Genomic DNA, 25,404 nt, shown 5'->3' with positions numbered 1-25,404 from the left:
TTATTTAACAATTAAACAAAAGATTTATTTATCAAATTCTAATGCAAACATTTACTTATTTAATAGTTTATAAAGGTTTTTTAATAAACTAATACAATATTTATTATTTAATAATTTAATACAAATTCCACTATTTAATAATTTTAATAGAATATTTTATTTATAAATACAATATTGATTTAATAAGAAGCAATAAATAGAATCTATCTATAAATATCTTCAATTATTGCTTCCTTGTAATCATTTTGATATTTAATAAGTTCTTTTTCTAATTTTATTTTATTGTCAATTAAATCCAAAAACATCCCATATTTCTTTTGAGTTTCTAAATCAGGAATGTCAAATTTAATTTTTCTTAAGTCTGCAACTTTAATTATTCTTAAAGCTCCTCCTTCACGTAATTTATGTAGTTCAGAAAGGAAATAATTACTTTTTAGTAGATGATAAAAGAATGATGGATTGTAACCTTCTTTTAATCTAATTACTGCAAAGTTCATTGTAATAATATATCCTTCCTCATTTAATCGAGTAACAGTATTTGGTTCAGATAATGATATTACAATATCATCTTTTTTTGAATAATATTTCTGATTTAAATCATCAGAAATATGTTTATATTCAAATTCAAATATACCTTCTTCTTTAAATTTATTTCGGATAACTGGTTTTAAATTACCTTCTGAATTAACAAAACGTGACAAGTGAACTCCAGAATATACCTCTGCAATATCATTTAGTCTTTCTTTAGTCATGAAAACCTCCCCAATAAGAATTATTAAATAATCCTATTAAGAATCTTTAAACTTAACTTAAATTCACTCAATAAAATCAATCATTAAGAAATTCAAACATTCAATTAACTTAAACCTTAATAAGAATTAATAGATAATCCCATTAAGAATCTTTAAACTTAACTTAAATTCACTCAATAAAATCAATCATTAAGAAATTCAAACATTCAATTAACTTAAACCTTAATAAGAATTAATAGATAATCCCATTAAGAATCTTTAAACTTAACTTAAATCTCAATTAAAAATTTTCTATAAATAGAATTTTTATTTCAATTTAAGATATATCATTTAACTTCAACCTAAAATATAAAGTAAATAAGTAATTGCGATAATTTTACTTATTATACTTAAAAAAGGTGAAATTTTAATAACATACAATAGAGAACCGTCTCTTATTATATATTAAATGTATAAACGAGTTTACCTCCAAATGGGAGTCGAACCCATCAACGATTAAAGGAGGATTTGAAATACTTGAAAGTATATGAATTTAATTCATATACATATTCAAGTAATAAACTAATATTCACCCAAGAATATTAAACCTCTTTGTAACTATTTACTTATACAAAAATTTGTACTTAGTAACTAATTACAATTAATTGTTTTGACATCATCATATATAAACTTAACGAAAATTTTAGTCATTAATTACTAATTACAATAAATTTTCCTAAAATAAATAAAACAAAATAAGAAAAATAAAAAATTTAAATAGATAAATACAATTAAATATTAATTAAATTAGAAAAATAATATATTAAAATAGATATTGAATAAAACAAAAACATAATAATATATTAGACTAAATTTAAACCAATCAAAACAATTTATAGAAAATAGATAAAAAAATAGAAAATATAAAAAATATAAAAATTATAGAAAAAATAGAAAATATAGAAAAATAAAGTAAATTTAAAAATAAAATTTTAACCAATAAAAAAAACTCAATTAAGTAAAACAATAATTAATAAAAAGTTTCTAATTAATAATCAAATTTTTCATGGAAATTTTCAATCATATTTTTAACTTCTTTAACTTTATTTCTTCTTTCTTTAAATTTGAGATTATGATTAAATGATTTTTTAAGTTTATCTTCATCAAGTTTACCGGAATATTCATAATAATCGAAAATTTGACGAGCAATCTTTTCATTTAAATCCTCTTCAGAAATAATATCCAGAATTGCATTCTCTCTTTCTTTTGACATGAATCCATCAAATACTTCATTAAAAGATAAATCTTTATCATTGATATTTCCTAATTCCTCATCAATGAATTTCTCAATTAAACTGATTTTACTTCTTAAATGTTCAGTTTCTTGCATAATATTTAATATACGTTTTTTATCATGCTCAAAACTTGAATCTTTAGGATCCATTGTTTTAAGAATATTAAGAATATAATCTACATTGATCTTATCATTTCTAAGCAATTCAAGTTCAAAGTCAATATCATCAAGAACAGATACTTTTTCTTTATCTGGACTTTTAAGTTCATCATGAATATCAAAGTAAATACTTTTATAATCTGAGAAATCCTGTTCAGTCATTTCAATATCATCATATGAAAATTCTGAGAAAGTATTCATCTTATTTAATATTCTTGAAAGTTCTCTGAAATTTAATACAAATTGTTTCTTATCCTTCTCACTTTGTAAATTAACTGCATCGTTTACTGTTTCAACAAGGGAATAAAATTTTTCAGCTTCCTTATTAAATTTATCTACAAAGAAGCCATATGGTGGTAAAATAATATCCTCAGATGCATTAGAATCAGAGAATAATCTAATTGCCCTATCAGTATTTTCCTTAAGATTTCTAAAACAAATGATATTTCCATGAGATTTACGCATATTATATATTCTATTTGTTCTAGAAAATGCTTGTAATAAACCATGATATTGAAGATTTTTATCTACATATAATGTATTTAAAAGTTTACTATCAAATCCAGTTAAAAACATGTCAACAACTAAAAGTAAATCAATTTCCCTATTTTTCATTCTTTTAGAAACATCTACATAGTAAGCTTTAAAATCATCAGTACTGAAATTAGTACCAAACATCTCATTATAGTCATCCATATATTTATCAAGTTTATCTCGTGATAACTGTTTGTTATCAGACAAATCTTCATTAGCAACATATGTAAAGATAGTAGCAACCTTTAAATTGTGTTTTCCTTCATCTTTTTTCTTTTTAAATAAATCATAATATTTGTGAATTACTCCACCACGTGCAACTGTAAACATTGCATTAAATTCACGATTTTTAGTTTTATTATCATAACTTTTAATTATATAATCTACGATTTGATTAAGACGCTTATCAGATTCAAAGTATTCTCTCTTATCAATTCCTTCAACTTCCAAATCAGTTTCAGTAAGCATTTTAGCTCCACCAAAATAATCAATTGAAAAACCTAAAACATTATTATCTGCAATAGCATCTTTAATTGAGTATTCATGAAGTCTTTTTCCAAAAATGCTTTTAGTAGTTTTTAGGCCATTGGAATTTTCTTCAAATATGGGAGTTCCAGTAAAACCAAAAGATAATGCATTATTAAAGAAATTAATAATGGATTGATGCATTTCACCAAATTGGCTTCTATGACACTCATCATAAATTAGAATAATATTTTTATCACGAATGTCTTGGAGTTTCTTCATATCCCCCCTTGTTTTAACTGCTTTTGATAATTTTTGTATAGTTGTTGTAACAAGTTTACCATTACCGGTTGTGGTTAAATGTTTAATTAAAGCACCTGTATGCTTTGTTTCATTAACACAACCATTACAAAAACTGTTAAACTCTTTATTTGTTTGAATATCCAAATCACGTCTATCAACAATGAAAAGAACCTTGTATATAGATTCATCTTCTGCTAAAAGTTGGCTTACCTTATAAGAGGTAATAGTTTTTCCACTACCTGTTGTATGCCAAATATAACCATTTTGTTTAACTTCTAATGCCTGATGTAATACTGCTTTTACAGCATATATCTGATAGGCTCTTAAAACCATTAAGGTTTTAGATGATTCATTTAAAATCATATATTTTGAAATAATTTCTGCAATATTACATTTTTCTAAAAAGGTATCTGTAAATTGGTCTAATGAATGATAATTGTTATTTTTCACATCTTTCCAGAAGAAGGTAAATTCAAAATTAAGATCATTTTTAGAACCATTTGCAAAATATTTAGTATTAACACCATTACTTATAACAAATAATTGAATATAATTAAAAAGACCACTATATGAATGAGATTTATATCTAATAATTTGATCAAAAGCCTCTTTAATATTTCCCCCTCTTCTTTTAAGTTCTATTTGAACAAGAGGTAATCCATTAATAAGAATAGTTACATCATATCTATTTTCATGAAGACCATGAACAGTGATTTGATTAGCTACTTGAAAAATGTTTTTACACCATTCTTTTGTATTTAAAAATTTAATATAAAAAGAGTCTTTATCCCTATCAACATAATATTTATCTCTTAATTTTTTAGCCTTATCAAATATACTGCCACTATCTAAGTATACCAAAATACGGTCAAATTCCACATCAGAAAAACTACAATTATTTAATTTTTCAAGTTGCAATCTGAAATTTTCTTTTAATTCATCTTCATTTTTAACATTAACATATTCATATCCATTTTCTTGCAATTGTGCAATTAAATTTTTCTCTAATGTTTCTTCACTTTGAATTGGCATTTTAATACTCCTTATTCATATAACAATACATATTATTGTTTAACTCCATAAATAAGCCATAAAAAGATAAAATTTAAATAATAAAAAAATTTTAAAATCAAATATTAATTTAATCTGAATTATATTTTAAATTTAAAAAACATTTTCACCCATATAAAAATATCTAAGTATACATTAATTTTTATGTATTATAATATTTTTAAATGTATTGATTTAATTTTATTAGAAATATTAAAAAAAATAGATAGCTTTCAATAAATGTCAATTTAATTAAGTAAATTTTTAAATAAATTAAATAAAGAAATTAATTATGAATCTAAAATTTAAATTTTAAAATGACTGTTTTATTTTTTAATTCATTATCATTGAGTAAATATTTATAGAATAGATAATTTTAAATATTCTGTTCGATGAAAAAAATAAGTCATTTTTATCCAAATTTAAAATATACTCATTTTAATCCCCAAATATAATCTATTGAATTTATTATTTAAATTTACAAATTTAACGACTATTCTCTATCATATAACTAATTTTAAAAATGCATCATTAAGAATAAAATATGATATCTTTAAAATTATAAAAAAATGAATATTAAAAATAAAAAAAATAAAAAAATCATACATAAGATTTTAATTTTAAAGGTTTATATCAATTGAAATTGAATTTTATTTAAAATTGATTAGTTTATTATCCAAATTTTATATTATACACAAATATTAAGAGGATTTAAATATAATATTTTAAAATATGAATGAAAAAAATTTAATTATGTTTAAGGGTGATAGTATGGATAAATTAGAAATATTAGAGGGAAGCGCTTGTTTTTTAGTCTACAACACATCAGAAACCATGACCAAAAAACAATTCAAAAGATATCTTAGAAAGGAAGGATTTAAAGAATATAAAAAATATTATACATATGATAGAGGATTTTTTTACATCAATGTTAACAATTTACGATACTCAGATGGAATATATAAAGCAGCGAACCTTGCTAATACAATAATTGATGAGAATACAAAAAATCCATTTACAATTGATGAATTTAAAATTATTTGGAAAATATTAAAAAAACATATTAATAAACCAAAATTTACAGGAAGGCTTAGCCAAGGCTGTTCTACATTTTTAATATGTGATAACTCCCTTAATAACTATGAAAATGATTTTTTAACTTTTCTTGAGAAAGAAAACTTTAAACCTATTATTGATGATAGTTATGGTGGAAGTGGATTTGTTGTATTGAATGTTGAAAGTATGGTTTATTCAACTGGAGATATGGGTGAAGCACTTATTTCAACTTTTGTAGGAAATAATTCTAATTGTGCTTTAACAATAAAAGAGTTTAAAACAATTTGGAAAATAATCAAAAAACATAAAGATGATTTTCAATTTGTTGAAAAAATAGTTAATGAATACATTGCATCAGATGATTATGATCATATTAATGAATATCGTGAAAAGATATTAACTTATGATAATAGTGATGCTGACAGAATTAATTTTAAAGTAAGTGTATTATTTTCTTTAAAAAAAATATGAAGAAGCTCTTGATTTACTTTATTATGCAATAGACATCTATCCCGAAGATTATAGATTTTATAATTTTTTAGCATTTATCTGTACCGATTTATATAGAATATCAGAAGCTATCAAATATTTCAATTATTCCTTTAAATATGGGGGTTTTGATTTTAAGGGTAGAGATTTAGTATACCAATATCGAGGGAAATGTTACTTAAAAAAGGCAAGAGAAGATTTTTATATAAGAGAAGACTTAGATGAAGCTTTAAAAAGCGTAGATATATACTTAAATCAATTTCCAAATGACTATGATATTATCAGATTTAAGGATGAATTATCTCATGGATACATTGATCCCCATTCTATTCGTTTTCATGAAAAATTAATGTATTTCGAATGCAAAGCATATGAATTATATAAATTAGGATACTTAAAACAATCATTTGATGCATATGAAAATGTTTTAAAAGCTAGTGAAGATTTTAAAAATAATGTTCAGAATACTTGCTATAAATGGTACGATAAAATTTCTGAATGCGGAATAGATGAAATAAATAATTTTAAATGGTATGATGAAGTCTTATCAAAAAATTTAAAAAATTTCAAGGGAGATTATGATGAATTCTTTTTAAAACTCTTTGAAATTACACCCGAAAACATATCTTCATGCATTGATAAAGCAAAACTTTATTCAAAAATTTATCAAGCTGATTTGGCAGTTAAATACTCTAAAAAAATAGTAGAAAAATATCCTTCACATATTGAAGCAAATAAATTTTATAATTCATTGACAAAGGTAATTGAAAAAAATAAATACTTAGATGAATGTGATAAGTTTAAAAATTACAATAATATCAATGAATATATTGATGATATTATATTCTGCTTAATAAATTCTTGCGGATATAGTGAAGAGGATGCGAAACAGTTTGTAAAATCCGAAAAGGAAATGATAAAAAGAATGTATAAATCAGAAGATCCTGCAAATGATGTAGCAATGGATTTTTATCCTCTTTGTGGATGATTATAGAGTTTATGGCAATGATTAATATAAAATATAATTATATCAATATACTTAAACATAAACCCAAGTATTAAACATCACTTTCATAAAAGATTTTATAATTTTCTATATTAAATTTAAAAAAATAATAAAATTCAATGAAGTAAACCATATCTAATTGAATTTATAAAAAAAATAGCTAATATTAGGTTAAAATTGAAATAAAAATAATAAAAAATTAGATTAACTAATAATAGTCATCTTTAAAGTTTATTTGGACTATATTATCAGTCAAATTGTAGTCATATGTTTTTAAATCTATAGGTTTTGTGTAAACCCTCTTGATTACATCTGCTCTTGCAGAGCCTGTAGACAGTTTCTTGGAACCTGTTTTAATAATATGAACTTTAAGGGTATAATCTTCTATTCTAATTATATCATTGGTATTAATCTCGAAATCCCTATTTAAATCAAGTTTATAGGATTTAACTTTACCCCCAAAATCAATTGATAAACCTATTCTTGCAGGTATTTCAAGTGATGTTGCCCATATAGTCTTTATATCAGAAACCAATGCAGAGTCTCTTCTTCCCTCTTTTGTTTCAATTGAATTTACCTTTACTTGGCCATCGTCTGCAAGTAAAACTTCCCCACATTTTAAGACCTCATCGGGATATAACTTAATTGATGTTTTCTTAGAGTTTTCGTTTTCACTTACAATTAATCTGCAGGATATAGGATTTCTTTGGGTAACCCTATCCTTGAATACATGTTCACATTCATTACATCTTAACAAATAATCATTAATATGCTTTGATTTTGACGAAGTTTCTTTTGATTTTAAAACCGTTATATTATCAGATCCACAAATTGGACATTCCATTTTTAATTCCCTCTAATTATAATAATTTTAATAAAAAATAATCATTAAAAATCTTAATTTAATTTAAAATAAATTAATAAAAAAAATCAGTAATTTTTTAATATTGAAAAGTAAAACCTATTCTTTAGATTTTAAATAATGATTTACTAAACCGCCATCTTCTAAGATTTCTAACATGAAATCCTTAAATGGTTCAAATTCAACATCCTCACCAGTAGTTTCATTTCGAATAATACCTTCACTTAAATCTACAGATACAATATCCTCATCAGATGCTTTAATATCTGCTTTAATTACTGGTAATCCTATATTTATTGCATTTCTATAGAAGATTCTTGCAAATGATTTAGCAATAATTGCATCAACACCTGCAGCTTTAATAGCTACAGGAGCTTGTTCCCTAGAAGAGCCACAACCAAAGTTTTCATCTGCAACAATTACATCTCCTTTTTTAACATTATGTGTAAAATCAGGTCTTTCTCCTTCCAACACATGTTCTGCTAAATCTTCAGGATTAAATGTTCTAAGATATCTACCTGGTATGATTAAATCAGTATCTATATTTTCACCAAATGTCCATACTCTTCCTTGAATTTTTTCCATTGTTATCACAAAAAATAATTTTCAATACTTAATATATTATTTTTCATTAAGTATAATCTTTTAGTTATATGTATTTTATATTTAAAAACTTATTGTTTTATAAAAAATATAAGACAAGTGAAAATTTTATAAATTAAAATCTTCATAAAGAAGGTTTAAATCTAGTCAGTTTTAAGATATTTAAATAAGATGGTTTTATATAAAAAATTAGATTCATACAAAGGAATTTAAAAATAAAACTTTAATTTCCCATATAACATTCAATTTTGAACTATGAAATTAACTAAAACAATCAAATTACCATGCAGAAAAAACTTAAGTCCAATATTTAATCTAAACCTAAAACTAATAATTACTAACTATAAAAGAAAATAAGTTTAATCCTTACTAATTTACTGAGCCTAAAACTAATTAAATTATTATGTAGAAAAGACCTAATATTTAATCTTAACTTAAATTACTAATTTAAAAGAAACTAAGTCCAAACCTTATTAATCTAATCTAAACCTAAAACTAATTAAAACAAGAGTAAACCTAAAGTTAACTAAGTAGAAAAAGGATTATTTAATTAATCTAATATTACATAGATTAAATTATATCACGATTATAATAGTGCAACCATTATACCCTTTTTATGTGAAGACTTATTTTTCAATAATTTGATGACCAAAGTTCTGAGCCTTACATACAAAGTATGTATCTCCTTCCTCTTCATTAAGATAGTCTGCAGTAGCCTTTACAATATCTTTATTTTCTTTATCAAAAATAGTATAAATTGCAGGTCCAAATGAACTCATACCCACACCATATGCTCCATTATCACGCATATATTTCATTAAATTTAAGAACTTAGGTGGTTGTAAACTAACCTCCACCTTTTTAAATCCCCTACATTGTATTTGATCTATGCAGGAACCAAATTCATATATATTATGTTCAAGCATGAAAGGAATTAAATTCATAAAGATAATATGAGACATTTGTTCTACTTCACTTTTATTTATAGGACAATTAGCTTGGAAAATATTAACCTCTTTTTTACCATTAATATGTTCTGTATTAGTAGGTATTGTAACTAAAATATCCCAGTCTTCTGGAAAATCATAATGTCCTAAAAGTTGTGGTGGTCTAACATTTGATGCTGATGAAGGCAAGAAAGATTCTTTCTCTTTAAGACTATGGCCCCCATCTACAATAAATCCACCATAATCAAATGAAAAGGTACCAATTCCTGATGTGCCCCCTCTACCTACTACACTAGCCAATTGAACTGAGTCCTCATGAATACCTTTCATCTCAGTTATAAGTTTACCTGTAGCTAATGCTGTCTGAGTTCCTGATCCTAATCCTGAATGTGGAAGACAAGCTTTTTCAACTTCAAAATTGAATCCCTCATCAATTCCATAATATTTACGAATTCTATCAGCAGATGTTACAATCTTCTCTTTACATTCCGGTTTTATCTCTTCATCTATATCCTCACAAAAATCAACTTTAATATCCTTTGTATCGGATTCTTCCCCTTTTATTATAAAGTTTGGTTGATCTATAGTAAGCCCAATTCCTCCGTCAATTCTACCATATGCACCACTCATATCTATAAGACACATATGGAGACGGGAAGGCGTCTTAATTATCATTTTAAGTGTCCCCAATTGTTTTTTTAGATAAAATAAATCAACATTTAAACAAATTTTTAAATCGATTAAAAAAATTTTAAATTAAATTTAATTTTACTAATCTTTAATAAGTTTTAATGAAACTTATTATTAAAGTTTTCTAAATGACTTTTTTATTAAAACTACAAAATTTTGTTTATAACATATAAAACAAATTTATTAAAACTTGTTTAATTATTTAAAAAAAAGTTAATGTACAGTCATTTAAATAAAAACGTTTAAAAGGAAAAATAAGTAAAATAAAGACGATGAAAAAATTTTAATTAAAAAGTTCTAAAATAAGTGAAAACTTGATTGAATAAATTAAAAACTAATTGAATTGGAAAAAATAGAAAATTAAAATTGAAATAATAAAAATATTTAAAAATAACCATTAAATCTAAATTTAAAAAAGATTGACTAAGTTAATAAAAAAAAATTTAATAACTAGAATATGGCTCTACCATTAACACCTAAAAAAATAATCCCTACCAAATAATAAAAAAATGAATCTACCATTATTACCCAAAAAATAATTCCACCAAATAATTAGAATATGGCTCTACCTGCATTACTTAAAAAATAATCCTACCAAATAATTGGATCATAGATTCATCATTATTTACCTAAAAAATAATAATACTATTTTTCAATAATCTCAAAACCATTATTAGAAGCAGAACTAATTAATACAATATCATCTTCATCCAAATAATTTTTAGTTTTATCTACAATATCACTGTTTTTATCATCAAAGAATGCGTAAATACAAGGTCCAAAAGAACTTATACCCACACCATAAGCACCATTTTCCTTAATAAATCTCATAAGATTCTGAGTTTTCTCATCTTGTAGGTCTATCATTACCTTATTAAACCCTTTATACTGGATATCATTTACAGCTTTTCCAAACTCTTCAATGTCACCTTCAAGTAAAAAAGGTACAAGATTCATGAAGATAATATGCGCCATTTCCTCAACATCATGGGATGGAACAGGACATGTATCTTGAAAGATGTTTACCTCCCTATTACCATTAATATTGTTACCTGATTTGGCAAATGCAAGCATTATTTTCCAATCTTCTGGAAAATCATACCTACCAATAAGCTTTGGTGGTTTTGCAGGAGATACAGAGGATGGTAAAAAGTCAGGTTTTTCACTACGACTATGGCCCCCATCTACAATAAATCCCCCATTATCAAATGCAAAAGTACCTATCCCAGAGGTACCTCCTCTACCAACAATTGCAGATAATTCAACTGCAGATACCTCAATACCTTTTAATTCCGTGATAATTTTAGCAGTAGCTAGAGCTATCTGTGTTCCAGAACCTAAACCACTATGATTTGGAATATGTTCAAGAACTTCAAAATCAAAACCTTCCTCAATGTTATAATAATCACAAACTATTTTTGCTGTTTCTTTAATTTTAGAACTATACTCAGATATAGTATCATCATTAAGTTCCTCTTTAAATTCGACAGTGATATTATTACTTTGTGAAAAATCTCCTTTTAAAACTAGATTTGGTTTACTTAATGTAAGACCAATTCCTCCGTCCATTCTACCATTTGATCCATCCATATTAATAAGAGCCATATGAAGACGGGATGGTGTTTTTATTATCATTTAATTTTCCTCAACCAATTAATACTTTTATAAAATCAAGATTTACCATTTTAAATTTTTCCAAACCAAAAAAAATACCATTATAAAATCAGGATTTTATAAAAATTTTTTTAACTTCATATATATTTCTAAATTAAATACCTTAAATTTTTCTCTGAAAAAGAAATAGTAAAATATAATAAATCAATTAAAAATTAGTAAATTTAATATTTTAAAAAATTAATAAAAAATAGATTAAAAATAGCAAATAAGTATCAAACTTATTTAGCTTTTATTTTCTATATCTAAAACTTCTTTTACAGCTTCTTTAGTATAAGGAACTGAGAATTCTTCCTCAATACCTGATCTGTATCTTGAGTTCATTGTACAGAATGGTATGATTCTACCATCAGGAACTGCATAATGAATAATACATTTTTGAACCCTGTCCTCATCAAAGTTGTATGGATCCATAAAGTGCATACAGGAAATCAACATGGCATTCTTAGAGAATTCGCCTAAAGCATCATAGGACTTGTTCTTAAATACCTCATAAAGGATATGTTTAATATCCAAACCGTTTGGTGCTTTATCAGTATCTATAAAGCTGGACAAGTTTTTAATAGCACTTGCTGCAATTCTTGTTTTAGCTGCAAATTTACCTTCGTTAATCTTGTTAGCACTTTCATCCAAGAAACCTAGGAATTTATCAACATCAATGAAATCAGTGATAGGAATGTATTTAGAGTTTCCATCCTCATCAGTATCTAAAAATACATAGGTTGCTGTACCACAGTGTTGGTGACAGTTTAACATGATTGGATCTACACTGTCATCTAAAGCATAGATGAATCTTGTGACAGGTTCAACTGAGGAAGGTGGATAGAAAGCACTGGTGGTAACTTGACCATCCAATTGTGTTTCGACTTCTTTTTGGAAATCTGGAATGGTGATTCTTTGTTGTTCTACAAGATTGGTATCAATTCTTCCAGAGAAGGATACAGGTTGGAAGTTAACACCATAGATAATATCCCTATTGTCAAATGCAAATTTAATGATGTCTCCAACTTGCTGATCATTTACACCTTTGACTAGTGTAGGTACAAGTACCATACCTAGTTCCGCTTCCCTACATCTTTCAATAGCTTTAAGTTTCTGTGGAAGTAGGTTTTTACCACGGTTGTTAATATAAGGCTCTTCAGTTACACCATCGAATTGCATGTAAACTGTGTTAAGGCCTGCTTCTTTAAGCTCCTCAGCATAGCCTTTCTTCCTTCCAAGTCTTAAACCATTGGTAGCAATTTGAACATGAACAAATCCCTCATCCTTAGCCATCTTAATAAGTTCAGGTAAATCGTTTCTTACAGTAGGCTCTCCACCAGCATATTGGATAGCAGGAGTAGGAACTGGTTTAAGATTCCTTAGGTTTTGAAGCATCATCCTGATTTCAGCCTGGGTAGGTTCAAATAATCGTTTACTTACTGCCGCATTAGCAAAACATACTGGACATTTAAGATTACATCTGTTTGTAACGTCAATTAAACCTAAAACTGTTGAGGTTTGATGTTGCTCACATAAACCACAATTGTTAGGACAACCAGAATTACGTTTAATCTGAGGATTATCAATTTTTGTAGCAGTAGTTGGGAAACTATCTGCCTTTTCATAAAGTTTTGCATCACTCCAATAAGTGTTAGTAAACTCCCCGTGTTCAGGACATGTTTTTTTAATCATTATTTTTCCGTTTTCCTCATAGACTTCAGCGTCTACAGGTTTAAAACATTCCGGACATAGACTTTTGGTTTTTTTAATCAAATAATCACCTATATTTTTAAAATAACATTACCTATAATAATAAAGTTTAAATTAAAAATTTATTAAAATGAAAAAGTAATATAAAAACAAAATAAAATTTAAACTAATTAAATTATTAATTATTATAATATTTAAATATATTTATAACAATGAATATTTAAATTTTTAGAAAAATATTAGAAAACTATTTTTAAAAGGATAATTAAATCTAATAATGTTTATAGAATTTACTTGGGGAAAAAATGAACATTGATTTTTTTTATATTGGTATCTTATGTGTAGTTTCAATTTATTTTATGTTACCTGCATACCTATCCAATATTAGTGGCCTTATATTTGGGGGAGGTACACCATTAGATTTTGGTCATAAAACCAAAGACGGACATGACATAATTGGTAAAGGATGTACCTGGAGAGGACTAATAGCAGGTACTATTATCGGAACCATTGTAGGTGGTCTTCAGGGAATTTACACGCCAACACTTATCCAATTATCCTATGGAATTATCCCTTTGATTACATATAACGGACTATATCAAGGTTTACTTATTGGATTCTTACTTGGCCTAGGGGCTTTGCTTGGTGATGCCAGTGGAAGTTTCATTAAAAGAAGAATCAACATACAACAAGGCGAACCTGCACCAATACTTGATCAGCTAGATTTCGTATTTGGAGCATTAATTATATCTGCATTTGCAATAAGACTTGATTGGCAGGTTATAATTACAATATGTATTTTAACTTTATTCCTACACCTATTCACCAATATGATAGCATATTTAATTGGTGCAAAAGATGTGTGGTATTAAATTCTTCACTTGAAACCCTATTTTTATTTTTTTATTTTTTAAAATATTTTCTACAAATCTTAAAAGTTTGAATAGATACTCTTAAAATCAAATAACAAAAAAATCATTGATAAAAAAAATCGCCTTTTTATTAAAATTCAATTCTTTTTCCGAAATCATCATAATCTTTTTTATAAAGATTATTATAATATATTTCAAAAGATGATTCCGGTAATGCTCTTCTGTATTTTATCATTTTATTCCACATTGAATTAGCTTCATCTTTATTTATTATATTTTTATCAAACAATATCCCCAACAAGTAAGCCGTGGTTAATAAAGGTAATTCAAAATAATCAACATAAAATTTAATATCTTTAAAATTATTTGATGCCAAAATACCTTTATTTTCATAGGCCAAAGTGATTGCTGCAGCTTCACCTTTACCTATTCTACAACCTTTATACAGGTTTCCATTAATAATATTTCTATAATTTAAATATTCTGCTGTTCCGGCATTTAAATCAACTATTTTTACAAAATTATCCTTAATCAATTCTTGTAAGTTATTTTTTACATTTTCTGGGGTTCCTTCACATGTTAATTCCTCATAAACTTGTGAAGGTATATTAATTTCATGAAAGAGTTCTTTCAAAAGGTTTCCCTCGTTAATTATTAAAAAAGAGGATAAACAATCAGAATCATAAAAAGTTTGTTTTTTAATCAATTTAATCCTCCTTTAAATTATATACAATATCTGATCTATAATTCTTTATTAAGATTTCCTCCATTAGACCTTTTGAAATTAAACCCCTTTCATAACTTTTATTCACCAAAGGAATCAATTTACCTAACATGTAAAATTTCTTATCATTTGGTGATTCATTATATAATGTTAAATCATAGCCTAAATTCATAGCATTAATTTTTATAGAACTCTTAAATTTATCAAACTCTCTTTGAGATATATAATCCTCATTTTTAAGCCTAAATAACATTGAATGATGACTAATCTGGAAAAATTGCTCACATTTTATAATATCTTCAAGATTCCACTTGTTAATATTATTATTTTCAATAAACTTTTCTAATCCGCATGATGGTAATAAAAAATAAGAGGCAAAGTTATTAGCCAGTATCTCATTTTCATTATTAAAATTAGTACCGCAAACAGACCAATTATTATCCCCATCAAATAACAAATGATATAACTCATGAGCCAAAGTGAAATTCTGTCTTCCCTTAGTATGATTAGAATTAATCATGATTATTTGATTTTTATCATTCTTACAACAACAGCCACTAATAGATTGATTCATATCATACCATAACAAAGTTAGATCCTTAATCTTATCTAAAACCAATGGAAAAATATCAATTGGACTATGTGTGTTTATATCCCATCTATCTCTTAGCCTAATAGCTAGTTTCTCTTCTTTTTCCATAAATCTTATTCCCCATCATTTAATTCCTCTAATAAGTTTAAGTACTTCATTGTCTCATTAATTTTACTTACAACATTTAAATCATAATCCTTTTTATCAAGTCGAAATGCTATTTTCTGAGGATTATACACATCAGATTCACCTAAAAGATACTCTGGAGAACAATCATATAACAAACATACCTTATCCAAGGAACTTACATTTAAATTTCTTTTGCCCTTTTCAATCTTTGAGTAATTACTTTGATCCAAATCAAGATAATTACTTATTTGTTCCTGAGTTAAATTATTAAGTTTCCTTAATTTTTCAAGTCTTTCACCAAGTTTTTCACCCATTTTAAACACCTTGCCTCCCAAATAATTAATTTAATATTTGACCTATAAAATATATATTTTTTTCCATTTATTTAGGTCAAAGTATAAAATTTAATTGATACTTGATTTTTCATTCCCATAAAATAAATGTTAAATCTAAAAATAACTTATATTTTTAACTATACATCAAAAATAAGAATATAATTTTTGTTAAACTAAATAATATAATATTATAATAATTTAAATAAAAAAATTAAAATAAAACTATTGAATATTGAAAATTAAAAGATCAAATATACCTAATTTAAGAAAAACAGCTAAAAATAATAAAAAAATAAAAACTCAAAAAATAGGTAAATTATGGGAAAATCGAGACAAAAATAAATTTAGTAGAAAAATAGCTAATAAACAACCTATTAAAAAAAATAACCAAGATTTTAAAAAAAAAAATCAGAATTCAAAAAAAATGGATAAAAAAAATAAAAAGTGATTAAGAGTTTCTTAAAAACTCTTCAGTCAATATTGCAGTTCCTACAGCAGGTGCTACAACACATTCCTCATCTGTTAAGAATTCATCCATAGATTTAACAGTCAGACCTAATGATTCTGCAGCAGGTCTATCTATAATATCTTTACCAAGACCGGTTACAACGATAGTATCTAGTCCTTCCCTTTCTGATACTTCACCAATAGCCCCTGCAACTTGTTTAATTTGAGCTTTATGAATGTTTTCAGATAATTGTTTAATATCATCCTCACTTAACATGTCTAAATCTGCACATAACACCCTTGCAATACGTCTTTCACATTCGATGATAGATTTTCCCTTTCCATCATTAGTATTACAGACATAATCATCCTCATCGATTAAACCTAAAACCATATAGATATCAGCGGTTTCCGCAAATAGCTCGGAACCAACCCTATATTCAATAGTCTCACCATCCTTTTCAAGAGGAACCTTATCTAAAAATGCACATAGATTAGTTCTTAATGTACCTGTGTATACAAGTTCACCAGTACCTAATCTTTCCATATCTGAACGACCTTTAGCACATTCCTTTCCATTTTTAACTGGGATAATATCGGTTGTAGTACTTCCAGTATCTACAAATATACAATCATCAGCGATTTTACTTGCAATTGGTGCTGTTGCAATCCAGTTTGCAGCTGCGGCTTTAAGTGGATCTTTTCTTAAATCCTCAGGAGATTTTACACCATCAAGAGTAATGTATCCTAGAGGAACATCAAAGACGTTTTCACATTTACCTGCAACATCCAATATCCCATCTTTTTTGGTGTTATATGCGTCCACAAGTTCCGCAGTCATTGAGATACCTACACCATCAAGTTCATCAAGAGGGCAGATATTCTCAATTAATTCTTTTAAAACATCTTCAAGTGTATCATTTTCACTCCACATTGGTAAAAATGAGAAATCAGTTTCTATATTTTTTATTTCTCCATTATTATCAAAATCAACAATAGCTAAATCAGTGTTTGCACCACCAATATCAAAACCTGCTATTTTCATTAAATAAACTCCTTATAAATAATTTGAATTGAAATTTTAAAATAATTGTAATAATTATTAGAAAACAATATTCTAATTTTAAGAATATAATAATTATATAAGATTCTATTATAATTAAATCTTACATTTTAAAAAATAGTTTCTAATTAAAAAATTAAAAAGGTAAAAATCAGATAGAAGATATTCTCTAAAAAAAATATTTTAATTGGAAAAGAATATTTTTAAAAATTAAAAAATTAAAGGTTAAAAACGTTATATGAAATAATAAAATCCATTTAAAAGTTTTTAATATGTTAATTCTTAAGCCTTTTCAAGCTTCAATAGTCCATCCTTTTTATAGAATTTAACGGGATATTTAACAGGTATATCCTTAATATCTTCAATAGATATTTTACCGTCTATTAAATCTATAATGGTTTGACCAATATTCATATCCAAAGCTTGTCTTAAGCCTACATAAGGTGTTGTAAATCTTGAATTTATCTCAATAATATAGACTTCAAATTTACCATTATCCTTTTTATTGGCAATTAAGTCTACACCAATAAAACCTTTAAGTCCTTCAATAGCCTTAACAGCTTCAACGGCTGAGTCAAATATCTGATTTAAAGCAGGATGATTATATAGAACCTGGCCACCAAGATATTGTTGTTTATCCTTTGATATGGTTACAAATTGTTTATTTAGGCTTACTGGTATAGCATCAACACCGTCACTTATAAGGCTCACACTTAATACCTCACCTTCAATATATTCCTGGATTAGAACATCACTGCCTTCCGCAAAGACGTTTTCCAAATCATCAATATCTTCCCTTGACTCGATGATCTTGATATCCTCACAGTCCACACCATTTATAGGTTTTGCAATGAATTTATTTTTAATTTCCAGATTGTCTATCAACTCATCATCCAGACCGTATTCATAATTTTCCTTATCCATATTATAAGATTTAAGATTGAACAATATTGGTTTTTTCCAGAATATATCAGAATCCAAAGTGATTTTATAGGTAAATGGCTGAATTGCATCGGATTTTAATGCTTGATACATTTTGAATTTATCTGAGCATATACCTGTTGACTCTGCATTGGACACATAAAGCTTTACATCATTATCCTCTAGGAATTTTGTTAAATCATAAAGATTGTTCTCTTCCTCAGATGCTATAAATATGGATTTCTTAAATTTACGGACATTTTCTATTAGAAAATCCTCTAAAGCGTTATCGGATTTATCCTCATCAAGGACAATTATATTTGCATCCTTACCATCTGCAAGATAGGAATACTTTTTACTTAAAAGAAAGTATACATCCTCATCTTTTAAATCGTCAACCAATCCACTTACAAGTGCCGCCGCTTCGGAACTAATACATAAATCATCTAAACCTGTAGAGGTATAATATTCAAATACCAATATAGAGTTTTCATTTACAGAACTTAAATCATAAGACATAATATCATCATAAATATTTTAAAAAAAGTTAAAATTAAAAAATATTATTAATATAACATTTCATCTAAGCCATATTGATTAAACAAGATAATTGAATCTTTAATATTTAAATCGGGACTAGGGAAAACCATTGAATCATTCTTATATATGACCCTTACAAGGGTGTTATGGATATCCTCGAATTCCTCGACAGTGATGTTCTCATCAACATGTCTCATTTCAACATCAAAGGTGGTCATTATCCTATGAGGTGATTCGATCTTTAAATCGTCATTGTCATAGGCCTTCTCAATAACATCCAACATTTGACTTGCTGCAGAGCCGTCACCATATGGATTCTTGGCATTTTTCATCTTATTATAGAATTCCTTATTGTTTAAGATTTTATCTGCAGTTACAAGTATGGTTTCCTTATCCGCACCTACAAGAATATTTCCACCGGCAGTGACTGTTTCAGGTCTTTCAGTGTTATATCTTAAGGTCAATGCAGGAACATTTAATGTGATAGCCTCTTCCTGGAGACCTCCAGAATCAGTTAGGATTATAATTGACTTGGAGATTAAAACTAAAAAGTCGAGATAGCCAATCGGTTTTGTAACTTTGATATGTTCTGCTTCCTCCAGTTTCTCATATAATCCGAATTTTTCCAAGGTTTTCTTAGTTCTTGGATGGATTGGAAAAACAATATTAAAGTCTTTAAGTTCCAATAAAGCCTGGATAATACTGGTAACCCTCTCTTTATCATCCACATTCTCTGCCCTGTGCATAGTGAGTGTAATTATATTGTCCTTATCATTTAAGTCCAAATCGTCCAAGATTGTACTTGTCTTTTCTGCAATCTTTAAGTTCCTATAACAAGTATCTACCACACTATTACCTGTGATATAAATATCCTTAGGAGAGTAACCTTCAAGCACTAAGTTAATGGCAGATTGTTCGGTCGGTACAAAATAGAAATAAGAACAATCATCGGCTGCCTTTCTATTGATCTCCTCAGGCATTGAGACATCATAAGATCTAAGTCCTGCCTCCACATGTCCGACTGGAATATGTAGTTTCTGAGCAACCAATGCACCTGCAAGTACAGCATTTGTATCTCCCTGAACAAGAACAATGTCAGGTTTTTCATCAATCAAAACCTTTTCAATACCTTCCATCATAAGGCCAGTTTGTTTTCCATGAGAACCGGAACCTACATGGATATTATAGTTAGGTTTAGGAAGTTCTAAATCAATGAAAAAGTTCTCACTCATTTCCTTATCATAATGTTGGCCTGTATGGATTAAAAGTAATTCATGACCTCTTTTTTGAATTTCATCAATAACTGGAGCCATTTTAATAATTTCAGGTCTAGTACCTAATACAACACCTATCTTCAAAATAAACACCTTTCTTATAATTAAAAATTTTTCATATTATATAAATTAGTATTATATATATTTTTTAAATTAATAAAATTTTATAGTTTAAAAATCATCTTCACAATAAATTAACTAAATAAATAATATTACCTAAATCTTTTAAACTGATATCTAAACTACTATCAAAATCATCTTGTCATTAATTAGGTAAACAATATCATCAGATTTTTTTAGATTAATGTTTAAATCTATCGTCAAAACTATCTTCATCATTAATTATTTCTTTAATTCTACTAAGTCCTGCAATATAAACATCACAGTCATAACGGCTTAAAATAATCTCACCAAAATGATTGTTTCTACCTTCTATAAAAGTAAAGAAAACCTCAATATCGGATATGCTTGCACTGCTAATAAATCTAAGATTGTCTTCAATTGTAGACCTTGAACCTCTCATAATAAAAGATTGAATCTCATAAATCCTATCAAGATAGTTTAGAGATTCAAAACCGTGATATTCCAGAAACTGTCTGAAATTGGTGTAGATGGAACCTAAGTCAAGGTCATAATAATCAGAATAATCGGGGTTAGGAACATAAACATTGTTGTAAGAATTTGATACAATAAAATCTTTAGTAAGTTTAAAATAGTCAATATATCTTATAATATGGTTATAAAAATCAATATCACTTAAATCATAGATATAGTCAAAAATCTCCTCCTCTGAAAGATTATTGAAATATTTATAATATTCTATATTAGATAAACCAGATAAGTCTTCCATTGTAATACTTCCTTGAAAATATAATCTAAAAACTGTTTAAAATACATTCAACAATACCATAAGACCTTTGATAATCAATAAGTTTAGATGCAAGATAACGTTTAAACTTTTCCACGGCATAATCATCATATTGAAAATTGATTTTATCATAGATTGTATCCATTAAGATAAGATTTTCAGCTTCCAAAACTTTAATATGAGCTCTTGGTTCATCCTCTTTAGGATTCAAATAATCCTCAACCTGCCCATATGACATGTTGCCACATGAATACTCGACAAACACCCTCATCATCTTACGTATCATATTCCACAGGAAACTTTCACCATAAACATCAATGAAGATAGGTGAGTAATTATTGTTAAGATGTGGAAAGTTCTGCTGTTTAGTGAAGTTATTGGTTTTAAAACTACGTTTTAATCTTTCATCCTCTCCTATGTCCGGAACCGTTACAGAAATCCTATCAATGGTTCTTGTTGTAGTTTTCTGATATCTTTTTGTAAAATTTGTAAAATTGTGAGAACCTTCAAATAAAGAAGCCATTTCATTTAATCTATCAATGTCCAGATCATCTCTAAAGAGAACATATCTGTACCATCTTTGTTTAGCATATCTAGGTTTAAATCCGAATCTAACTGGAGCCTGGGCTAAGAATTGAACATCCTCAGGCAGATATCTGTTAATCTTATTTATATGTAGCTCCTTTTCACTTTGAAAACTTACCACATTTCCAAGACTGTTAACACCTGCATCGGTTCTTCCTGCAATTCTAAAACGTGCATCTTTTAGATCTTCAATGTATTCAAGTTCCATTAAAGTATTAATAATATCTCCTTCAACTGTTCTAACATCAGGTTGTCTTTGAAAACCACTGAAATTAGAGCCAATATATGCCACTTTAAATGCTGTTCTTCTCATAATATCACAATAATTAATACAATATTTAATTAGATAATTAAAATAATTTTCTAAGCCAATATGAAGGGTTTAAAAAAATGACAGAATATAATATCCATTTATTCAAAAACAGTTAAATGTTCAAACAAGGATTCTAAAAGGAAAATTATTAGTATATGCAAATCTAATAAAACAAAATATACTTTTTAGCAAAATAGGAGGTAGAAAAAATGCCTAGTTTAAGAGACGAACATAGAATTAAGAAACATGCAAAAAGAGCATTGAAACTTAAGATTCTTAAAAAAATCGTAAAACACTAAAAATCCTATTAAATCAAAATCAGATAATTTAAATTAGAATAAACATAAGTAGAATATTAAATTAATATTCTACCAACTTTTTTTAAACTAAAAATATAAAAACCCAAATACTTTTTTTAAATCGGATACTCCGCCATTTCTATTCAAATTAAGATTTGAAACATTGATAAATTAAAATTTTTTATATAGGATAAAATAAAAACTTATTTATAATAAATCTTTGGTGTTTTAAATGGTATTTGAAGACAATAAAATGGAGATTATGCCTGCGGTAGATATAAAAAATGGAAAATGTGTTCAGCTTGTTCAGGGAAAACCTGGAAGTGAACAAGTAATTATTGATAATCCTGAAGAGGTTGCTTTAAAATGGGAAAATGAAGGTGCTGAGGTAGTCCATGTAATAGACCTTGATGGAACCATAGACGGTAAAAGCAATGTTAAGTTAATTAAAAAAATCATTGATACAGTAAATGTTCCAGTTCAAATAGGGGGAGGAATAAGATCTGTAGAATATGCCGGCCAACTATTAGATCTCGGAGTTGAAAGGGTAATAATTGGAACTATGGGCATAATACATCCCGAGACAATAAGGGAATTATCTGATGAATATGGTCCGGAACACATCATGATTTCACTTGACAGTAAAGATTCAAAGGTAGTAATTAAAGGATGGCAGGAAAAGATAGATAAAAGCCCTGTGGAATTATCAAAGGAATTTGCAGACAATGGTGCAGGAAGTATACTCTATACAAATGTTGATGTTGAGGGACTTTTAAATGGATTAAATACAGAACCGATTATAGACCTTGTCAAGTCTTCTCTAATACCAGTTGTATATTCCGGTGGAGTAAGTAGCGAGGACGATTTAAAGATACTTCAAAATACAGGCGTTAAAGGAGTAGTAATTGGATCTGCATTATATAAGAATAAATTAAATCTAAAAGATGCTTTAAAATATCAGGATATAGATTAATCGAAGAATCCAGAAAAGCTGAATTAGGAATCTTGAAATAATGTTTTAATAACATATAAACTAAATCAAATATGAAATTATATGAACTATTTAAGAATTCTAGAAAAAAACTAAACTATTATAATATTAACTAAATTAAAAATCTAAAAAGAACTATATTAATATTATATAAAAACTAAAAATATATTAAAAAAATTTAGAGGTTAGTAATATGACTACAGTTATGGCAACAGGAACTTTCGATTTGTTACATCCTGGACATGGAATTTATCTTCAAAAATCTAAGGAATTAGGAGGACCTGATGCTAAGTTAGTAGTTGTTGTGGCACGTGATTCCACTGTTAAAGCAAGAAAAAGAATTCCCGTTATAAATGAAAACCAACGTCTTGAGATGATCAAGATGTTAAAGCCTGTAGATGAGGCATATCTTGGATATGAAGGGGACAAATTCAGAATCGTTAAAGAATTAAAACCGGACATCATATCCATAGGACCAGATCAGGATTTTGATATTGAAAGATTGGAAGAATCCTTAAGAAAACGTGGAATTAATTCAAAAGTTATGAAGGTTAATGATTATCACAGAGACGACTTGGACAGTAGTTGTAAAATCATTAAAAAAATAAAAGAATCTGATTTTAAAGACAAAAGATTAGAAAACTGTGATTAATCCTAATTAATTGAAAATTAAAGTATTTAAAATAAATAACAAAAATAGAAGGTATTGAATTATGGTTAATGTAGCTATTATTGGAGCCAGTGGTTATACTGGTGGTGAATTATTAAGATTATTGTTAAATCATCCGGAAGTTGAAGTAAGTACAGTGACATCAAGAAGTAATGAATCAAAACCAATTGAGACAATCCATCACCATTTACAAGATACTGGATTGGTATTTGAAAACAAAGAACTTGGGGAATTTGATGAGGATATAATATTTACAGCAACACCTCATGGAGCATCAATGAAAATCATTCCTGATTTATATGAAAAGACCGATGCAAAAATCATTGATTTAAGTGGAGATTATAGGTTTGATGATTATTCCGTTTATGAAAAATGGTATCATTTAAAACACACAGAGCCAATACCAAGTGTCTATGGTCTTCCAGAAATTCACAGGGAGGAGATTAAAAAATCAAGACTTATTGGAAATCCAGGTTGTTTTACAACAGGAGCCATCCTATCAGGTTATCCATTATCCAAACACCAATTAGCAGATAGAATGATATTTGACTCTAAAACTGGTGTAAGTGGTGCAGGAATTTCACCTTCCGAAACAACCCATTATCCAAACATTGCAGATAATGTTAATCCATATAAAGTAACTACCCACAGACATACTCCTGAAATCCAGCAGGAACTTCAAAGATTCTCAGATGTCAAGATTTCATTTACACCAATACTCGTACCTGTTGAAAGGGGAATACTTACAACTAACCATGTACTGTTATCTGATGATGTGGGATATGAAACTAAAGAGGAAAGGGAAGATCTTCAAGGAAAAATCACAGAAATCTATAAAAAAGAATATAAAGACGAACCATTTGTAAAGATACTTGAAAATGGTGAGATTCCAAGATTAAGCTCAGTACGTGGATCCAACTATATCCACATTGGCTGTTTTGAAGTTGATGAAACTGGTCAACTTGTAGTCATTTCTGCAATAGATAACCTTGTAAAAGGTGCTGCAGGTCAAGCAATACAAAACATGAATATCATGTGTGGATTTGATGAAAAGGCAGGTTTAAACCTTTATGGATTACATCCATAAAATTAAAACCTCCCATAATCTTTTTAACTAATTATTATAAAAATTATTTCAAAATAAGATACAATATAAAAATATTCAATCTGAAAAATCGCTAATTTTACAAAAACATGAAAAGTTTAAGAAATTTTATTTAAACTAT

General features: G+C 27.1%; 22 protein-coding genes. 7 read left to right on the top strand and 15 right to left on the bottom strand.

Annotation, left to right across the window (positions count from 1 at the left end; all coding sequences use genetic code 11):
- Positions 1-203: 203 nt before the first annotated feature.
- Positions 204-752, bottom strand: coding sequence for a restriction endonuclease subunit S (locus ABM4_RS02585; protein WP_016358123.1), 549 nt, complete (start codon positions 750-752; stop codon positions 204-206).
- A 1,027-nt stretch (positions 753-1,779) separates the two neighbouring features.
- Entirely contained in the window at positions 1,780-4,518 is a 2,739-nt protein-coding gene (locus ABM4_RS02580) for a type I restriction endonuclease subunit R (protein ID WP_016358122.1), read from the bottom strand.
- Between the two features lie 789 nt (positions 4,519-5,307).
- Between ABM4_RS02580 and ABM4_RS02575 the strand changes: the two genes are divergently transcribed.
- Together ABM4_RS02575 and ABM4_RS02570 are read left to right on the top strand one after the other, a co-directional pair.
- The gene (locus ABM4_RS02575; protein ID WP_156815319.1) at positions 5,308-6,063 is read left to right on the top strand and encodes a hypothetical protein; all 756 of its coding nucleotides are present in this window, start codon (positions 5,308-5,310) and stop codon (positions 6,061-6,063) included.
- 367 nt (positions 6,064-6,430) lie between these two features.
- A complete protein-coding gene (locus ABM4_RS02570) occupies positions 6,431-7,069 on the top strand; it encodes a hypothetical protein (RefSeq protein ID WP_016358120.1) in 639 nt (212 codons plus the stop codon).
- 226 nt (positions 7,070-7,295) lie between these two features.
- Here ABM4_RS02570 and ABM4_RS02565 read toward each other — a convergent pair whose 3' ends face one another.
- The 5 genes from ABM4_RS02565 to tes all read right to left on the bottom strand — a co-directional run bounded on the left by ABM4_RS02565 (position 7,296) and on the right by tes (position 13,618).
- Positions 7,296-7,931: an HVO_0476 family zinc finger protein gene (locus ABM4_RS02565; protein ID WP_016358119.1), complete on the bottom strand. Its 636-nt coding sequence runs from the start codon at positions 7,929-7,931 to the stop codon at positions 7,296-7,298.
- Positions 7,932-8,048: 117 nt separating this feature from the next.
- Positions 8,049-8,534 (bottom strand): homoaconitase small subunit, encoded by a 486-nt coding sequence (gene hacB, locus ABM4_RS02560; RefSeq protein ID WP_016358118.1) that lies wholly within the window; start codon positions 8,532-8,534, stop codon positions 8,049-8,051.
- A gap of 644 nt (positions 8,535-9,178) precedes the next feature.
- Entirely contained in the window at positions 9,179-10,174 is a 996-nt protein-coding gene (locus ABM4_RS02555; protein ID WP_016358117.1) for a beta-ribofuranosylaminobenzene 5'-phosphate synthase, read from the bottom strand.
- A gap of 660 nt (positions 10,175-10,834) precedes the next feature.
- Positions 10,835-11,824 (bottom strand): beta-ribofuranosylaminobenzene 5'-phosphate synthase, encoded by a 990-nt coding sequence (locus tag ABM4_RS02550; protein WP_016358116.1) that lies wholly within the window; start codon positions 11,822-11,824, stop codon positions 10,835-10,837.
- A gap of 264 nt (positions 11,825-12,088) precedes the next feature.
- Positions 12,089-13,618 (bottom strand): tetraether lipid synthase Tes, encoded by a 1,530-nt coding sequence (tes, locus tag ABM4_RS02545; RefSeq protein WP_016358115.1) that lies wholly within the window; start codon positions 13,616-13,618, stop codon positions 12,089-12,091.
- Between the two features lie 242 nt (positions 13,619-13,860).
- Here tes and ABM4_RS02540 point away from each other — a divergent pair, with 242 nt between their 5' ends.
- Complete coding sequence (locus ABM4_RS02540; protein ID WP_016358114.1) at positions 13,861-14,427, top strand: CDP-2,3-bis-(O-geranylgeranyl)-sn-glycerol synthase; 567 nt, start codon at positions 13,861-13,863, stop codon at positions 14,425-14,427.
- A gap of 130 nt (positions 14,428-14,557) precedes the next feature.
- Here ABM4_RS02540 and ABM4_RS02535 read toward each other — a convergent pair whose 3' ends face one another.
- From ABM4_RS02535 to ABM4_RS02525, 3 genes are all read right to left on the bottom strand, one after another.
- Positions 14,558-15,061, bottom strand: a complete 504-nt coding sequence (locus ABM4_RS02535) for a hypothetical protein (protein ID WP_198008271.1) — start codon at positions 15,059-15,061, stop codon at positions 14,558-14,560.
- A gap of 73 nt (positions 15,062-15,134) precedes the next feature.
- A complete protein-coding gene (locus tag ABM4_RS02530; RefSeq protein WP_016358112.1) occupies positions 15,135-15,851 on the bottom strand; it encodes an ImmA/IrrE family metallo-endopeptidase in 717 nt (238 codons plus the stop codon).
- A gap of 5 nt (positions 15,852-15,856) precedes the next feature.
- Positions 15,857-16,186 (bottom strand): helix-turn-helix domain-containing protein, encoded by a 330-nt coding sequence (locus tag ABM4_RS02525; RefSeq protein WP_016358111.1) that lies wholly within the window; start codon positions 16,184-16,186, stop codon positions 15,857-15,859.
- A gap of 253 nt (positions 16,187-16,439) precedes the next feature.
- On the opposite strand from ABM4_RS02525, the gene ABM4_RS02520 reads away from it, so the two are divergent.
- A complete protein-coding gene (locus tag ABM4_RS02520) occupies positions 16,440-16,655 on the top strand; it encodes a hypothetical protein (RefSeq protein WP_040682606.1) in 216 nt (71 codons plus the stop codon).
- On the opposite strand, the gene ABM4_RS02515 is transcribed toward ABM4_RS02520, so the two are convergent.
- From ABM4_RS02515 to truA, 5 genes are all read right to left on the bottom strand, one after another.
- Positions 16,656-17,699, bottom strand: coding sequence for a hydantoinase/oxoprolinase family protein (locus ABM4_RS02515; protein WP_016358110.1), 1,044 nt, complete (start codon positions 17,697-17,699; stop codon positions 16,656-16,658).
- Positions 17,700-17,999: 300 nt separating this feature from the next.
- Positions 18,000-19,157 carry an ATP-grasp domain-containing protein gene (locus tag ABM4_RS02510; protein WP_016358109.1) on the bottom strand — a complete coding sequence of 386 codons (1,158 nt, stop codon included), beginning with the start codon at positions 19,155-19,157 and terminating at the stop codon, positions 18,000-18,002.
- Positions 19,158-19,204: 47 nt separating this feature from the next.
- The gene (gene wecB, locus ABM4_RS02505) at positions 19,205-20,536 is read right to left on the bottom strand and encodes a non-hydrolyzing UDP-N-acetylglucosamine 2-epimerase (protein ID WP_016358108.1); all 1,332 of its coding nucleotides are present in this window, start codon (positions 20,534-20,536) and stop codon (positions 19,205-19,207) included.
- A 217-nt stretch (positions 20,537-20,753) separates the two neighbouring features.
- Positions 20,754-21,302, bottom strand: coding sequence for a hypothetical protein (locus ABM4_RS02500; protein ID WP_016358107.1), 549 nt, complete (start codon positions 21,300-21,302; stop codon positions 20,754-20,756).
- A 25-nt stretch (positions 21,303-21,327) separates the two neighbouring features.
- Positions 21,328-22,218, bottom strand: a complete 891-nt coding sequence (truA, locus tag ABM4_RS02495; protein ID WP_016358106.1) for a tRNA pseudouridine(38-40) synthase TruA — start codon at positions 22,216-22,218, stop codon at positions 21,328-21,330.
- A gap of 531 nt (positions 22,219-22,749) precedes the next feature.
- Between truA and hisA the strand changes: the two genes are divergently transcribed.
- The 3 genes from hisA to argC all read left to right on the top strand — a co-directional run bounded on the left by hisA (position 22,750) and on the right by argC (position 25,265).
- On the top strand, positions 22,750-23,490 hold the full coding sequence (hisA, locus tag ABM4_RS02490; RefSeq protein ID WP_016358105.1) for a 1-(5-phosphoribosyl)-5-[(5-phosphoribosylamino)methylideneamino]imidazole-4-carboxamide isomerase: 741 nt from the start codon (positions 22,750-22,752) through the stop codon (positions 23,488-23,490).
- A gap of 211 nt (positions 23,491-23,701) precedes the next feature.
- Positions 23,702-24,160, top strand: a complete 459-nt coding sequence (locus ABM4_RS02485; RefSeq protein WP_016358104.1) for an adenylyltransferase/cytidyltransferase family protein — start codon at positions 23,702-23,704, stop codon at positions 24,158-24,160.
- 61 nt (positions 24,161-24,221) lie between these two features.
- A complete protein-coding gene (argC, locus tag ABM4_RS02480) occupies positions 24,222-25,265 on the top strand; it encodes an N-acetyl-gamma-glutamyl-phosphate reductase (protein WP_016358103.1) in 1,044 nt (347 codons plus the stop codon).
- The last annotated feature ends 139 nt before the right edge of the window (positions 25,266-25,404 follow it).

It is taken from the genome of Methanobrevibacter sp. AbM4, from assembly GCF_000404165.1.
GTDB classification, from domain to species: domain Archaea; phylum Methanobacteriota; class Methanobacteria; order Methanobacteriales; family Methanobacteriaceae; genus Methanarmilla; species Methanarmilla boviskoreani.
The sequence above is the reverse complement of the archived record's forward strand: the minus strand, read 5'-3'. Positions and strand labels throughout refer to the sequence as shown.

Excerpts from the sequence above, each read along its gene's own strand:
- ABM4_RS02540 (WP_016358114.1), top strand. The coding sequence starts at position 13,861 with ATGAACATTGATTTTTTTTATATTGGTATCTTATGTGTAGTTTCAATT.
- ABM4_RS02510 (WP_016358109.1), bottom strand. The coding sequence starts at position 19,157 with ATGTCTTATGATTTAAGTTCTGTAAATGAAAACTCTATATTGGTATTT.
- ABM4_RS02585 (WP_016358123.1), bottom strand. The coding sequence starts at position 752 with ATGACTAAAGAAAGACTAAATGATATTGCAGAGGTATATTCTGGAGTT.
- ABM4_RS02570 (WP_016358120.1), top strand. The coding sequence starts at position 6,431 with ATGTATTTCGAATGCAAAGCATATGAATTATATAAATTAGGATACTTA.
- ABM4_RS02550 (WP_016358116.1), bottom strand. The coding sequence starts at position 11,824 with ATGATAATAAAAACACCATCCCGTCTTCATATGGCTCTTATTAATATG.
- argC (WP_016358103.1), top strand. The coding sequence starts at position 24,222 with ATGGTTAATGTAGCTATTATTGGAGCCAGTGGTTATACTGGTGGTGAA.
- ABM4_RS02485 (WP_016358104.1), top strand. The coding sequence starts at position 23,702 with ATGACTACAGTTATGGCAACAGGAACTTTCGATTTGTTACATCCTGGA.
- ABM4_RS02525 (WP_016358111.1), bottom strand. The coding sequence starts at position 16,186 with ATGGGTGAAAAACTTGGTGAAAGACTTGAAAAATTAAGGAAACTTAAT.
- ABM4_RS02555 (WP_016358117.1), bottom strand. The coding sequence starts at position 10,174 with ATGATAATTAAGACGCCTTCCCGTCTCCATATGTGTCTTATAGATATG.
- truA (WP_016358106.1), bottom strand. The coding sequence starts at position 22,218 with ATGAGAAGAACAGCATTTAAAGTGGCATATATTGGCTCTAATTTCAGT.
- ABM4_RS02515 (WP_016358110.1), bottom strand. The coding sequence starts at position 17,699 with ATGAAAATAGCAGGTTTTGATATTGGTGGTGCAAACACTGATTTAGCT.
- ABM4_RS02565 (WP_016358119.1), bottom strand. The coding sequence starts at position 7,931 with ATGGAATGTCCAATTTGTGGATCTGATAATATAACGGTTTTAAAATCA.
- ABM4_RS02530 (WP_016358112.1), bottom strand. The coding sequence starts at position 15,851 with ATGGAAAAAGAAGAGAAACTAGCTATTAGGCTAAGAGATAGATGGGAT.
- ABM4_RS02580 (WP_016358122.1), bottom strand. The coding sequence starts at position 4,518 with ATGCCAATTCAAAGTGAAGAAACATTAGAGAAAAATTTAATTGCACAA.
- ABM4_RS02575 (WP_156815319.1), top strand. The coding sequence starts at position 5,308 with ATGGATAAATTAGAAATATTAGAGGGAAGCGCTTGTTTTTTAGTCTAC.
- hacB (WP_016358118.1), bottom strand. The coding sequence starts at position 8,534 with ATGGAAAAAATTCAAGGAAGAGTATGGACATTTGGTGAAAATATAGAT.
- ABM4_RS02500 (WP_016358107.1), bottom strand. The coding sequence starts at position 21,302 with ATGGAAGACTTATCTGGTTTATCTAATATAGAATATTATAAATATTTC.
- hisA (WP_016358105.1), top strand. The coding sequence starts at position 22,750 with ATGGTATTTGAAGACAATAAAATGGAGATTATGCCTGCGGTAGATATA.